This window comes from Cutibacterium nasicola (genome assembly GCF_052654715.2).
Genome location: NZ_CP199745.2, coordinates 1,295,755 through 1,309,092 on the forward strand (window position 1 = coordinate 1,295,755; position 13,338 = coordinate 1,309,092).

General features: G+C 63.4%; 14 protein-coding genes and 1 tRNA gene. 4 read left to right on the forward strand and 11 right to left on the reverse strand.

The window, feature by feature from the left end:
* Positions 1 to 43 precede the first annotated feature (43 nt).
* Genes ACUCCZ_RS05995 through ACUCCZ_RS06010 form a run of 4 tightly spaced genes read right to left on the reverse strand, consistent with a single transcriptional unit; the run spans position 44 to position 4,142 of the window.
* Complete coding sequence (locus ACUCCZ_RS05995) at positions 44 to 1,006, reverse strand: VWA domain-containing protein (RefSeq protein WP_435916692.1); 963 nt, start codon at positions 1,004 to 1,006, stop codon at positions 44 to 46.
* Positions 997 to 1,971: a VWA domain-containing protein gene (locus ACUCCZ_RS06000; protein WP_435916693.1), complete on the reverse strand. Its 975-nt coding sequence runs from the start codon at positions 1,969 to 1,971 to the stop codon at positions 997 to 999. Before ACUCCZ_RS06000 ends, ACUCCZ_RS05995 begins: the two co-directional genes overlap by 10 nt.
* Positions 1,968 to 2,972, reverse strand: coding sequence for a DUF58 domain-containing protein (locus ACUCCZ_RS06005; protein WP_435917024.1), 1,005 nt, complete (start codon positions 2,970 to 2,972; stop codon positions 1,968 to 1,970). Before ACUCCZ_RS06005 ends, ACUCCZ_RS06000 begins: the two co-directional genes overlap by 4 nt.
* Before the next feature lie 48 nt (positions 2,973 to 3,020).
* Complete coding sequence (locus tag ACUCCZ_RS06010) at positions 3,021 to 4,142, reverse strand: AAA family ATPase (protein WP_435916694.1); 1,122 nt, start codon at positions 4,140 to 4,142, stop codon at positions 3,021 to 3,023.
* Positions 4,143 to 4,293: 151 nt separating this feature from the next.
* Here ACUCCZ_RS06010 and ACUCCZ_RS06015 point away from each other — a divergent pair, with 151 nt between their 5' ends.
* Together ACUCCZ_RS06015 and ACUCCZ_RS06020 are read left to right on the forward strand one after the other, a co-directional pair.
* On the forward strand, positions 4,294 to 5,208 hold the full coding sequence (locus tag ACUCCZ_RS06015) for a hypothetical protein (protein WP_435916695.1): 915 nt from the start codon (positions 4,294 to 4,296) through the stop codon (positions 5,206 to 5,208).
* Complete coding sequence (locus ACUCCZ_RS06020) at positions 5,208 to 6,005, forward strand: HAD family hydrolase (RefSeq protein WP_435916696.1); 798 nt, start codon at positions 5,208 to 5,210, stop codon at positions 6,003 to 6,005. The genes ACUCCZ_RS06015 and ACUCCZ_RS06020 overlap by 1 nt, the downstream gene beginning before the upstream one ends.
* Positions 6,006 to 6,150: 145 nt before the next feature.
* Here the strand turns inward: ACUCCZ_RS06020 and ACUCCZ_RS06025 are convergent, their stop codons facing one another.
* On the reverse strand, positions 6,151 to 7,119 hold the full coding sequence (locus ACUCCZ_RS06025) for an esterase/lipase family protein (RefSeq protein WP_435917025.1): 969 nt from the start codon (positions 7,117 to 7,119) through the stop codon (positions 6,151 to 6,153).
* 415 nt (positions 7,120 to 7,534) lie between these two features.
* A tRNA-Ile gene (locus ACUCCZ_RS06030) sits at positions 7,535 to 7,608 on the reverse strand.
* Positions 7,609 to 7,790: 182 nt separating this feature from the next.
* On the opposite strand from ACUCCZ_RS06030, the gene ACUCCZ_RS06035 reads away from it, so the two are divergent.
* Together ACUCCZ_RS06035 and ACUCCZ_RS06040 are read left to right on the forward strand one after the other, a co-directional pair.
* Entirely contained in the window at positions 7,791 to 7,988 is a 198-nt protein-coding gene (locus ACUCCZ_RS06035; protein WP_435916697.1) for a hypothetical protein, read from the forward strand.
* A 73-nt stretch (positions 7,989 to 8,061) separates the two neighbouring features.
* Positions 8,062 to 8,412 carry a hypothetical protein gene (locus ACUCCZ_RS06040; RefSeq protein WP_435916698.1) on the forward strand — a complete coding sequence of 117 codons (351 nt, stop codon included), beginning with the start codon at positions 8,062 to 8,064 and terminating at the stop codon, positions 8,410 to 8,412.
* Here ACUCCZ_RS06040 and ACUCCZ_RS06045 read toward each other — a convergent pair.
* From ACUCCZ_RS06045 to pdxS, 5 genes are all read right to left on the reverse strand, one after another.
* Positions 8,398 to 9,768, reverse strand: coding sequence for an APC family permease (locus ACUCCZ_RS06045; protein WP_435916699.1), 1,371 nt, complete (start codon positions 9,766 to 9,768; stop codon positions 8,398 to 8,400). The genes ACUCCZ_RS06040 and ACUCCZ_RS06045 overlap by 15 nt on opposite strands.
* A complete protein-coding gene (gene bioD / locus ACUCCZ_RS06050) occupies positions 9,765 to 10,469 on the reverse strand; it encodes a dethiobiotin synthase (RefSeq protein WP_435916700.1) in 705 nt (234 codons plus the stop codon). The genes ACUCCZ_RS06045 and bioD overlap by 4 nt, the downstream gene beginning before the upstream one ends.
* Positions 10,466 to 11,722, reverse strand: a complete 1,257-nt coding sequence (gene bioA / locus ACUCCZ_RS06055; protein ID WP_462981561.1) for an adenosylmethionine--8-amino-7-oxononanoate transaminase — start codon at positions 11,720 to 11,722, stop codon at positions 10,466 to 10,468. Before bioA ends, bioD begins: the two co-directional genes overlap by 4 nt.
* A 139-nt stretch (positions 11,723 to 11,861) precedes the next feature.
* The gene (gene pdxT / locus ACUCCZ_RS06060; protein ID WP_435916703.1) at positions 11,862 to 12,479 is read right to left on the reverse strand and encodes a pyridoxal 5'-phosphate synthase glutaminase subunit PdxT; all 618 of its coding nucleotides are present in this window, start codon (positions 12,477 to 12,479) and stop codon (positions 11,862 to 11,864) included.
* 1 nt (position 12,480) lies between these two features.
* The gene (pdxS, locus tag ACUCCZ_RS06065; RefSeq protein WP_435917027.1) at positions 12,481 to 13,320 is read right to left on the reverse strand and encodes a pyridoxal 5'-phosphate synthase lyase subunit PdxS; all 840 of its coding nucleotides are present in this window, start codon (positions 13,318 to 13,320) and stop codon (positions 12,481 to 12,483) included.
* Between the last annotated feature and the right edge of the window lie 18 nt (positions 13,321 to 13,338).

The following is a 13,338-nucleotide window of genomic DNA, read 5'->3' on the forward strand; positions in this document are numbered from 1 at the left end:
CTGCGAAGACGTCGAAGAATCTACTCCTGGTCGGGACGACTGGTCAGGGCCAGCGCGCACACAGGGTGACGACGGAGACCGCCGTCAGCACCATGAGGGCCAGGGCGACGCCGACATATTTGTCGGTGACCTCACCGAAGACCTTCTCGTAACCGACAGACTGAGCAATCGACGTGTAGACGTCAGAGAGCTGACCCAGAGACTCCGCAGAGAACTTCTCGCCTCCGGAAGCCTTCGCCACCGCGGCGAGCTCGTAGTGGTTGACCGGAACGGGCTGGCGCTGACCACCCTCGACGACATACCCGCCTGCAGTCCCATAAGCGATGGTGTACACCGGCACGTTCTCGCGTCCGGCATCCTTGGCGGCCTCCAGGGACGGACGGCCAACGTTGGTGGCGCCGTCCGACAACAAGACGATGGCCGCGGGAGGCTTGTGCCCGGGATGCTTCGGGTCGTCTGGCACCAGTGTCAAGGCGTTGAGGCCGGAGTAGATCCCCTCGCCAATGGCGGTGGACGGCAACACCTGAAGGTTGGATATCGCGGTCGACACAGCGGCCCTGTCAGTGGTGGGAGGGACGACGATCTGGGCCGAGGCGGCGAACTTCACCAGCGAAACGTTGAACCGCGGCGGCAGATTGCCGAGGAACTCCTTGGCTGCGGTCTTGGCCGCTGACAACCGGGAAGGATCGACGTCGGTGGCCACCATGGATCGCGAGACGTCAATGGCGACGACGATCGTGGCTCTGTCCCGTGGCACCTCGTGGTGGGCCTTTGGCTGGGCGAAGGCCAACACCATGGTGGCCATCGACACAACCGACAACCCCATCGCCAGATGCTGCTTCCACGGTCGGGAGCTGGGCAACAACCGCTTGAGTTCGTTGCGGCCCTGACGAGGCTGGCGACGCCACATGACGACGATGAGATAGACCACGAGGAATGCCAGGGGCACCAACAGCCACCACAGCCGTTCGGGACGTCCGAAAGCGATGAGAGTCATCATGGCCACCTCACCGCCACCGACAGTGTCGCCAACCCTGAGACGACGGCGAAGCAGAAGGCGTAGAAGGCCCAGGCCGACGTCACCTCCTTCTTGACCGGTTCATAACCCACCGAGGAGTGCACCTGCTTGTAAACCTCCTGGAGCCTGTCAGCCGAGTCGGCGGCCCAGGACTGACCGTTGGTACGGTCAGCAATGGCCGACAGGACCGTGGTGTCAGGAGCGACCCGTTCGCGGGTCCCATCAACGTCGACATACCCGGTCTCGGTGCCAAAGGCGATGGTATACACCGGCACCTTGGCGATAGCTGCGCGATTGGCGGCCACCAGCGGCGATCCACCTTGGGTGTTGCCGCCGTCGCTGAGCATGACGATCGCTGCCGGTACGGGATCCTTGGAGTCTTTGGCTCCTGGAGCCATCTTGACGGCCTGGAGGGACGTGTCGATGGCTGCTCCCAGGGCGGTGCCGTCCTGCAGGTCAATGCCGTCAACGGCACGAAGGACGGTGGGTCGGTCGGTCGAGGGCGGCATCCGAATCTCGGGATGCTCGGCGATACTGACGACCGCCACGTTGAACCCGCCCGGCAGGCTGTTGATGAAGTCCTTGGCCTTGGACTTGGCAGCTGCAAGACGAGTGGGAGAGACGTCGTCAGCCTTCATGGACAAGGACGCATCGATGGCAACGACGATGGTGGCGCGATCGCGCGGAACCTTCTCGATGCCCATCGGGCGAGCCCTTGCGAAGGTGGTCATCACGAGGCACAGCAGCGCGGCAGCAACGGCGATGTGTCTCTTCCACTGCGGCTGCCTGCTCATGACCGAACCGAGGATCGCGGTGTTGGTGAACCTCATCGCGGTCGAGCGGCTGCGGTGCAGGGCCCAGATGTAGAAACCCAGCAACACCGGGATGATGAGCAAGAGCCACAACACCCACGGGGTCTTGACCTCGGGCAGCCCGAGGACCAATGGCGTCACTTCGTCACCCCCTGCGGAGGCTGGTGCAGAATCGCCGCCGTGCGGCGATATCCGAGGACGAAACGGGCAATGTCGGTGACCCAGTCGGAGTCGGTCCGCAGTTGCAGGTGACCTGCCCCGGCTCGGCGGATCGCAGTCGCCACCCGCTCCCGCTGGGCTCGGGATGCGGCATTCATGCGCTCCCGGGTGGCCTTGTCAGCAGTGTTGACGTAGTGGGCGAAGGAGGTCTCAGGATCTCGGATCATGACATCGCCCACATCGGGGAAGTCAACCTCGGCGGCATCGACGACCTCGATGCACAGCACCTGGTTGCGCACTGACAGACGCCGCAAGGACCGTTCCCAGTCAGGACGGTCATTGGGATCGAGGGTGTTGTCTCCCGGGGAGAGGAAGTCCGAGACGACAACCTTCATGCCTCGTCGCCGCCCCGATGCCGCCAGGTTCTCGATTCCCTTGGCCAGGGTCATGCCACCGGCTGCATTGTCGGCGACGATCGGTTCGGTGAGCATCGAGCGCAACAGACCGTAGAGGGCAGTTCGACCAGAGCGTGCCGGTAGACGACGTACTGAGTCCGGGCGCATGATGAGCCCACCGAATCGATCCCCCATCCGCTGGGACAGGAAACCGATGGTGGCAATCGCCGCGATGCCCAAATCCCGCTTGGTCATGGAGACGGTTCCCCAGTTCATCGACCCGGTGACATCCAGCAGGGCCCACACCTCGAGCTCACGGTCAGCGATTGTCTCCCGAACATGGGGAACGGTGGTACGAGCCGTGACGGCCCAATCCATCATGCGCACGTCGTCCTGACCAGGCTCATAGGGACGGGCGTCGTTGACGTCGGCACCTGCACCCGGGAGCAGACCGAGGTGGTCGCCGTGCAGAAAACCCTCCAGACGGCGCACGATCGTCAGCTCAAGGCGGCGCAGAGCGGCCTCAGGGGCCAACTGGTTGAGCGGCAGGGTCGCCCCGGTGGGCGGACTCACCAAGGTCTGCGCCACCGATGGTGGCTGCGGGTCGCGGAATGTCGGTCGCGTCATGGGGCCGCCTCAGAATTGGGCAGGCGGGATCGTCGGAGCGGGGTACTGGCCCAAGCCGTCGGGATAACTGTGCTGGGCGGAGGCCTGATTCTGCTCCTCGTTCCACACCGGGGTGGGCGGCGGAACCATGGCGACGACCCGCTCGATGACGTCCGAGGCCGAGACGTTGTCGGCGATGGCGTCAAAACTGAGCACCAGACGGTGAGCCATGACGTCAACGGCGACGGCCTGGACGTCGCTGGGAAGGACGTAGTCACGGCCATGAACGAGAGCCAGCGCACGGGCAGCGGCGACCAGACCGAGGGTGGCTCGCGGGGAACAGCCGATCTGGATGACGTTGGCGAGGTCGGGTATCCCGAAGTCGCCGGGATTACGGGTCGCCAGCACCAGCCGGACCACATACTCGGCGACGAGGTTGTGGACGAAAACGTCGGAGGCCATGTCCTGCAGGGCGATGACGGCCTCGGGGGTCAGCACCTGTTGAGGCTCGGGAGCCTTGACGCTCATCCGGCCCAGAATCTCGAACTCCTCGTCGCCTCTCGGGTAAGGAACGTCGATCTTGAGAAGGAAGCGGTCTCGCTGGGCTTCCGGGAGCGGGTAGACGCCCTCGGACTCCACCGGGTTCTGGGTGGCGATGACACTGAAGGGATACGGGGCCGGGAAGGTCTGTCCCGCGATGGACACTTGTTTCTCGGCCATGAGCTCGAGCATGGCCGACTGCACCTTTGCCGGGGCTCGGTTGATCTCGTCGGCCAGCACGAAATTGACGAAGACCGGGCCGAGCTCGATGTCGAAGGTCTCCTTGGAGGCCGAGTAGATGCGGGTGCCGACGATGTCGGAGGGAACGAGGTCCGGGGTGAACTGTACTCGAGCGAAGCTGCCGCCAAGCACCGTCGCGAAGGAGCGCACCGCCAAGGTCTTGGCGACACCGGGAACACCTTCGAGGAGGATGTGGCCCTTGGCCAACACACCGACCATGAGCTGTTCAACCATGCGCTCTTGGCCGACGATGACCCGCTGGACCTGCCCGATGGCCTGGCCGATGAGGCGAGCAGCCTCGTCATTGGACATCGGGGCATCCTGATTGCCCTTACCGATGTCCTGACCATCCGAGTAGTTCTGGGTGCTCACTGACGTCTCCTGCCTGGCTAGTGCAAGACCCGCGACGGGCCCGCACTCACGATACCGTCAGAGTGCCGCAGCCCAAGAACGGTGAGAAATCACCAGGCGCGAACGCTCGTCGTTCGGAGGTCGTGGCCGGAATGTGGTGAGATGGTGGACGATGTCGAGTAACCCGTGGCCCATCAAGGCCCTGCCACTGGAACCGTGCGATCCACCCAGGGTCGACGAGTTCTGGCTCGATGTCCGTGTTCTCGCGATGCCCTCGGGAACTGTGTTCGGAGCCCATGATGACGACGGCCAGGCCGTCCTCATCATCGTGTTGTCCCATGGTGCCGCGAGTGATCCGGCGTCCTGGGACCGGTTGGCAGGGGAGGTCAATCACCTGCACTCCGAGACCGTCATTGCTCGCGGTGGCGCGGGACAGAACTCTGGACGCTTGGGCGGGCTGTACCGCCCCGTGACTGGTCCGGCCAGGGCTGGAGGTGAGCCCCTGGCCCCCTGGGTGGCCTTGATCTTTGACGGGTCGGCAGCAGCGGTGGCCGAGGCCCGACGCATTCTGAAAGCCGTCGACATGTCGGCCCTGTCGGGCTCGTCACCTGCAGGCCCGAATTTTCGGTTGCCCTGGATCGACGACACCCTTCCCGGCCAGGTGCGCGCCTGGCCGCTGCCGTGGCCGGGCCGTCGTGACAGGGCTGGCTGGTCAACGACCGTGGTCGCGTGGATGCTCACGATCTTCATCGCCCTGACCGGCCTGCTCATCGCGGTGCTGCTGTTCCAGAACGTTCCGCCCACTCCCCCTCCACCCCCGGTTCCGACCTCGGCGTCGTCGAGTAGTTCTGCCAACAGTTCCTCGAGCCCGAGCCAGGGTCAGGGTTCAGGTCAGAGTCCGTCGCCATCCAACAGCAGCGGGTCTGGTAGCCCGGCACCCAGCACGTCCCCATCGGCGGGTAACAGCACTTCACCGAGCATGTCGAGCAACCCATCACGGGATCCCTCGCGCACCCCATCGATGCAGTCGCCGGGAGCCGGCACCGGAACGTCGTCAGGATCTCCGACCGGACGAGGAAGGTTGTGATGGTCTCCCTCATTGCCACCGATTTGGACGGCACCTTTCTGGGAGCTGACAAGATGCCCAGCGCCGTGAACACCGAGGCGATACTCACCGCGGCCGAGGCAGGGGTCCACGTCGTCTTCGCCACTGGACGGCCCTACCGCTGGTTGACGGTTCTCGACCCGTTCCGCTCAGTCCACCCGACCCTGTTGGCCTCCAACGGGGCGGTAAACGTCGATGCCGCGACCGGCGAGGTCCTCCATGACGTCTTCATGAACCCCACCAGTGTCGCCGAGATCATTGCCGATGTCCGCGAGGCCCTGCCCGAGGCTCTGTTCTGCACAGAGGAGGCCACTCAGTGGTTCGCCGACGAGGGATTTGATCGCTGGCAGATCGGCGGCCCTCCCGACGGCGAGGGACCGATCGAGAACTTCTTGGGAGCCGATCGCCGCATCGTCAAGCTGTTGGTGCGCACTTTCGACTTGCCCAGTGACAAGCTCTTCGAGGTCGTCAATCCGATCGTGGGAGACCGAGGCACTGCAACATTCTCCGCCACCATGACGAACGGTCTCGTGGAGATCGCGGCTCCTGGCGTCTCGAAGGGTATGGCGCTGGCCCAGGTCTGTCAGGATCTCGGCATTGACCCGTCTGACGCCGCTGCTTTTGGTGACATGCCCAACGATCTCACCATGCTGGAACTGGTGGGGCATCCGTATGTCGTCTCAAACGCCCACCCGATATTGCGTGATCGTGGTTTCCCAATGATCGGTCACCATGACGAGTCTGCGGTAGGACGACGGATACGGATTTTGCTGGGTTGATTCGCGTCATGGCCAATCCAGTGTGGCCCTCATGCCTATGAGCCATGGCACTCGACTACCGCCATGACATCGTTAGCGCTGGCTGCCAGGATGGCAACCAGCGCTAACAGGACTCATCACACCAATGAAGCAACAGCGATAACAATCACTGGATGTATCCAGGCACGTATACGCAGCGGATGGCCTTAGCCTTGTCAGGAAGCAACGTGTTGAAGACGACCTGGAAGGCAACGGGGTCATAGGTGAACCCGAAATGATCCGTGTGGTCCTTGGCGCACACTGATTGCATGGTGATATTCGTTACTCCAGGCTCACGGATAAATGCGTTGGTGTATGGAGTCACCACATCGTCATACTTGGTACTGATGACAGTGTACCGGACACCCTGCGCGGTCATCCCACCGTCATTGAGTTCACCCAGGAAGCGAGAGCCTGCAAGTTGCTGTGGAAGCGACTCATAGTTGTGCTTGTCTGCATAGTCCTGCAAAGCCCGAGCGCTCAGGCTTCCGGGCCGGTCGAGGCCAACGAAAGTAGCCAAACCGTAGACACTGGTGCCTTTGTTGGACGGGACGAGACCAATCAGATGGTTGACGACCCGATCTCCCCCAAACCACTTGATATAGGCACGAGGGAGGGGGCCTCCACCCTGGGAATGCCCCACCAGGTCGACCTTTTCGGCTCCGGTCGCTGCCCGTACTTTCTCAACGTAGTGTGCCAGGAACGCGGCACTGGAACGAATGTCACCAGCGGTGGCAGCCCATTCGCGATCAGGATTCGTTTGAATGTTGTAGTTGAAGGTGAATACGCACAGACCGGCCAGTTTGAGCTCAGGCGCGTAATATGACCACGTGGCGAATGCGTCCTCGCCGGTGCCAGGGATGAGGACGACGGGTCGAGTACCTGGCGCAGGCTTGCACGTGAAATCGTTAGCTCCCTTTGGATTCGTACCCACATGCGCGTGTGAATACTGGGAAGCCACCGGCCAGGTGCGGAACTGTGGCCCCGTGCCACTCGACGGGACGCCATCCGGGCTGTGCGGAGCAGCGACGCCACCGGGATGATCGGGAGTGATTCCCGAATCCGCAGCCCACGATGTACCGGCTGCCATCGTCATCGGTAGCGCAGTAGCTGCCGCAGTGAGGACGGCAAGAACCGACCTACGTAGCTTGATAGATCTCATGAATGACACTCCTTGTTGATCAATAACCTGGCTCCTATGCCAAGGCGATGACCACGCTACCGAGGGGATGGTGCACTTCAGGACACCATTACTAAAACGACCAACCGTGCATCCCCTAAAGCATCTCGATGCACAGTTTTTCGCTTCACGGCAGACTCATACCCGTCATTTAACTGACATCTTAACATCCGATTGATTGATTCCTTTCATCATGCGAATGAATGACCATCCATGGCATGTTCATTCCGGGTTCGACGGACGATTTCACACCTCGACGCCGCAGACCCCATAACCGCAGTGGCGGGGGCTGACCAGGGACTACCCGGACAAATTGCAGGATCGTATGAAGTGGGGCGTGCGGGGCTCGAACCCGCGACCCAGGGATTATGAGTCCCCTGCTCTGACCGGCTGAGCTAACGCCCCGAGACGAGTGATCACCTTACCGGGTAATGCTGATGCCGGCATCCTCCTCGGCCCCGTTATGGCTATGTGATCGTGCTTCGTGCCAGCCGTCGCCAACACTTTTCACCGCCCACCGTCACCTTCCTGGCAGCGGTTTTCGCCCTGTCCGAGCCGAAGGGGTCTTCCGCTACTCCGGCGAGCTCATGGCCACTCACGCGAAATCCTCCTCGAATCGCCTTCCGTTGTGGGTCTTCACCGTCGCGTCGATGACGACGGAGGTTCTCAGCCTCGACGCCACCATCATCCTGCTGACACCGATCGTCCTGACGACGACAAGACGACTCGACGCCCGGCCCGAACCCACCTTCGGACGCCTCACCGCCGTCATGGCCCTGCCATAGCTGGCGTCCATCAGCATCGAATGGTTGGCGATGCATGTCGAGTTCCGCGAGAAACTCTCCGGAAAGGTCACTGATGGTACTGAGGTTCGTCCATCACAACGGGAGCTTCGCAGTCGGGCCGGACGCGCCCTGCGCGCCACCAAGCCCCCTCTTCCTGTCCTTCGTTCTGTGTCTGGGAATCATCGTCGAGGCCATCGTCAGCAACGGGCTGGGAGACCTCATCAACCGTCTCGTCCTCTCCGGCCAGACCTCGCTCGGCCTGCTGGCCGTCGCCGCCATCACGGCTCTGTTATCGAACCCCATCAACAACCTGCCCGCATCGGCAGATTCACCCGGCCAACCCTGCTCACCGTCCCCGCGAACATCCTCTCTCACGGTGTGGGCGATGAGCGGCCTCTTCGGGATGGAATCACGCTTGATGTGAGGTCAATTTCCCAGCCTGACGTGACCTGTGCGTCCGAGCGATGATCGCACCGATGACACCAGCCGCGAGCCAGCTGAGGCCCACGATCCGCGTCATCTCCTCGGTCTTGGCCACGGCGATGAGCAAGGTGATCGCACCCAGGATCGGCACCATGAGGTGACGCACCCATGTGTGTGACCTCTCCTTGAACACGCACTGGACAATGACGTCAGCGTGCAGGAAGACGTAGCTTGACAGCGCACCGAAGGTCACCAGGGTCGTCATCGTCTCGACGTGGGAATCGAAGGCGACAGCCAAGATCGAGGTGACGGCGGCGACGGCGACGATGGCCACCCACGGCACACCCTTGGAATTGGTACGTGAGAGCAACGAGGGCATCACCTTGTCACGAGCCATCGCGAAGACCAGGCGGGCCGTCGAGGAGTGGGCGACGACCAGACAGGCGAAGATGGCGACGAAGGCGTTGACGACGATGAAGACCAGGGTGAACCAACTCGGGCACACCTGATCGACGGCGTGGTAAAAGGCCCGGTTGGTCGCTCCTCCGGCAGCGAAATGGGTGGTGTCGGAAACCAGCCCGGCGGCCAGCACCTGTACCCCGAAGACAACAGCGAGCAAGCCAACGAGGCAGAGAGTCGCGATGCCGACGGCTCGTCCTCCCCCGCGGGCCTCCTCGTTGAGGGTGGCGACGGCGTCGAAACCGAGGTAGCTCAGGGCGGCGATGGACACTGCGGAGGCCACCGACGCCCACGACGTCCCGGGGCGCCACAGGGCATGCCAGCTCCACACCACGTCACCGCTGGCCACCGAGCTACCTACGCACACCAGGAAGATGGCGATCGTCCCCAACTGGATGGCCAGCAAGACGATGCCAACTCGGATGGTGACCGTCATTCCCTGCAAGCTGAGGGCCATGGAGGCCAGCACGAAGACCACGGCGAAGATCCCCCTCGGCACGCTGGGCCAGATGTGGGCCAGGGCGACAGCCGAGAGCACCGTCAGCAGGGCGGGCATGAGGATGTAGTCGAGCAGGATGAGCCATCCGGCGATGAACCCAGGAGTGCGACCCAGGGAGAACCGGGTGTACCCATACACCGATCCAGCGACCGGGAAGCGCAGGGACATCTCCCGGTAGCTGATCGCTGACAGCCCCATCACAGCTGCGGCCACCAGGTACACCAGCACCGGCACCCCGCCTGACCGGTTGACCACCGGGCCGAAGACGGCAACCGGGGCCATCGGGACGAAGAAGAGCAGTCCGTAGACCACCAGCGAACCAAAGGGAAGTTGACGGTTCAGACTGGGCTGGTAGCCCAGGTCCTCCAACTGGGAGTCGGGGGCGAGGGTTGCGCTCACTGAGCGTCTCCAAATGTCAGGGCGGTCTGCTGGACGGCGTCGGGGTCCTCTCCGATGCCAGCAGGAACAACTCCGGCCAGCGGGGCTCCGGCGGCATCCTCGATCTCCTCGAGGTTGCATTTCTCGGCCAGGTCAGGCTCGGCCGGCCAGGAACCGATGATGATGGCGTCGACCTGGTGCCCGCGATCGCGGATGGCGTTGCAGGTCAGTCCGGTGTGGTTGAGGGTGCCCAGCACCGAGCGGGTGGCGACGACGACGTGGGGTGCGTGGCCGCGACGCGCCAGGGAATCCATGAGGTCGAGGACACCGGCCCCGTCGTTGTCCAGACCGACGAGGATTCCCCCGGCTCCCTCAACGAGGGTTACGTCGTGACCGTCGGAGTCAACGAGGACTCGCGCCGCGACCTCCTCGATGGAGGGAATCGTCATCCCGGCGCGGGCAGCCGAGGTCGTCGGTGCCAGTGGCTCAGGACAGCGTACGTACTCCGCCAGATTGTCGGCATCAATACCTGCGAGGCGACCTGCGTCATGGACGTCGCCGGGTTCCTCAGGGGCCAACCCGGTCTGGTAAGGCTTGATGATGAGGACGTCCTTGCCTGCCTGCTTCAGGGCCGAGGCGATGACGGCGGTGGTGACGGTCTTTCCGGCGTCGGTGTCGGTTCCGGTGACGATGACAATTCCGTCGAGATCGGTGATCCTCATGAGTCCTCCTGTGATGTGTTCTCCACCTGATCTGTGACGACCGTCCGTATTCCGGCAGCCATCCTCACGAGATCGTCCTCGGTACAGATGTAGGGCGGCATGGCATAGACGAGATCACGGAAGGGACGCAGCCACACCCCGTTCTCGACCCCGGTACGGGTGGCGCGACGCATGACGATCGGGTTCTCGACCTGTACAGCTGCGATGGCACCGAAGACACGCACGTCGGTGACACCATTGAGGTCACGCAGCGGCACCAGCTCACGGGCCATCACCTTGTTGATCCGGGCGACGTCGTCCTCCCAGCCACCCTGGGCGACGATACCCAGGCTGGCCGCGGTGACTGCGCTGGCCAGCGGATTTCCCATGAAGGTCGGCCCGTGCATGAGGGATCCGCCCGGGCCTCGGCTGACCTCACTGGCCAGCTCGTTCGAGCACAGTACCGCGGACTGGGTCATGTACCCGCCGGTCATGGATTTCCCGACGACCATGATGTCGGGAACGATGTCGGCCCACTCGCAAGCGAAGAGCTTGCCGGTGCGACAGAGTCCGGTGGCGACCTCGTCTGCGATGAGGACGAGGTCAAGGTCATCGGCACGCTGGCGAAGGTGCTTCAGACATGCCGGAGACCACGGCCACATGCCGCCCGCCCCCTGCAGGACCGGCTCGACGATGATGCCGGCCAGCTCGTCGCGGTGCCCATCAAGGATCTCATCAGCCTGGACACACCAGGTCTCGACGGCCTCGGTATCGGCATCGAAGGCGGGCGGACGGGGCAGAAAGAGTTGTTGGGGAATCGAGTCGGAGAACATGGCGTGCATGCCACCAACCGGGTCACACACACTCATGGCGCCGAGGGTGTCGCCGTGGTAAGCACCGCGCAGCGCGGCGATCCGAGTACGGGTGAGGGTGCCACCACGCGCTGCAGTGCGCGCAATCTGCACCTGACGAGCCAGTTTGAGACTCACCTCGACACCCACCGAGCCAGAGTCGGCCAGGAAGACCCGATCCAGTGGCTTCGGGGCGAGATCGACGAGGGCCTTGACGGCGTCAACGGCTGCCTGATGAGTGAGACCACCGAACATCACATGGCTGAACTGGCAGCTCTGACGGTTCAGGGCCTCGTCGAGGACGGGGTTGCGATAACCATGAATCTGGCACCACCACGAGGCCATGCCATCGATGACCTCGTAGCGGCGCTCCCCGTCATGGAGCTGCAACCGAACTCCGTCAGCGGCGGTGACGGTAAGCATCGGGTCGGCCCCGACCGTCGGGGCGTAGGGGTGCCAGACATGGCGCCTGTCGTATTCGAGAAGATGCTGTTCAGGACTCACAGCGCAGAATGCTAGTCGTCTCCCTTGAACAGTGTTCAGGAGGGGTCGGACTTGGCCCTCACACAGCCTGGCGGCCCCTGCCGGACAGCTCATCCAGCCACATTCGGTGTACTCGGTCGTCGGTCGTCTCCTCGGGATGGAAGGAGAGGGCGAGGATGGCTCCCTGTCTGACCCCGACGATGGCTCCGCTGGCCTCACCAGCTTCGTCAGGCAGCCTCGAGATGACATCGACACCGGGCCCGATCCGGGTGACGATAGGGGCGCGAATGAAGGTGGCAGGAATTGCCTTGCCCACACCGTCGATGTCCAGATGTCCCTCGAACGAGTCGAGCTGGGATCCGAAGGCATTGCGCCGCACGGTGACGTCAAGCAGGCCAAGGGTCTGCTGATACGTGGCAGCGTCCTCGAGCTCCTTCGCCAGGACGACGAGACCAGCGCAGGTGGCCAGTACCGGCAGACTCCCGGCGATGGCTTCGCGCAGCGGGTCAGCGAGCCCGAAGGAGCGCATCAGCCTGTCGATGACCGTCGACTCCCCACCGGGAAGGACGATCCCGTCGAGTCCGTCGAGATCAGCCTCCCGACGGACCCGACGAGTCGTCGCGCCAAGCGATTCAAGAACCTCGACGTGCTCGGCGAATCCGCCCTGCAAGGCGACGACCCCGATGAGCGCAGCCACCTCACCAACCCCGCTCGGCGAGACGATGCGGTGCCGGGACGTCGGCAACGTTGATGCCAACCATGGCCTCGCCCAGACCACGGGAGACCTCGGCGATGGTGCCGGGATCGTCGTAGGCCGTGGTGGCCTTGACGATGGCAGCGGCACGGGCAGCAGGATTGCCGGACTTGAAAATGCCTGACCCGACGAAGACGCCCTGGGCACCCATCTGCATGACAAGGGCGGCGTCAGCCGGGGTGGACACACCACCAGCAACGAAGAGCACCACGGGAAGCTCACCGGTACGAGCCACCTCGGCGACGAGGTCATAGGGAGCCTGCAGCTCCTTCGCGGCGACGTAGAGCTCGTCAGGAGACATGCTGCTCAGACGTGCCATCTCGCCTCGAATGGTGCGCAGGTGACGGACAGCTTCGGAGACGTCACCGGTACCAGCCTCACCCTTGGAGCGGATCATGGCAGCACCCTCGGTGATCCGACGCAGAGCCTCGCCGAGAGTGGTCGCGCCACAGACGAAGGGGACGTCGAAGGCCCACTTGTCGATGTGGTTGGCGTAGTCAGCCGGGCTAAGCACCTCGGACTCATCGATGAAGTCCACCTTGAGGGACTCAAGCACCTGAGCCTCGACGAAATGACCGATTCGCGCCTTGGCCATCACGGGGATGGACACGGCGTCGATGATCCCGTCGATGAGGTCAGGATCACTCATCCGGGCCACTCCGCCCTGGGCCCGAATGTCAGCAGGGACGCGCTCGAGGGCCATGACGGCACAGGCTCCGGCGTCCTCGGCGATTCGTGCCTGCTCGGGAGTGACGACGTCCATGATGACGCCGCCCTTGAGCATGTCGGCCAGTCCGCGCTT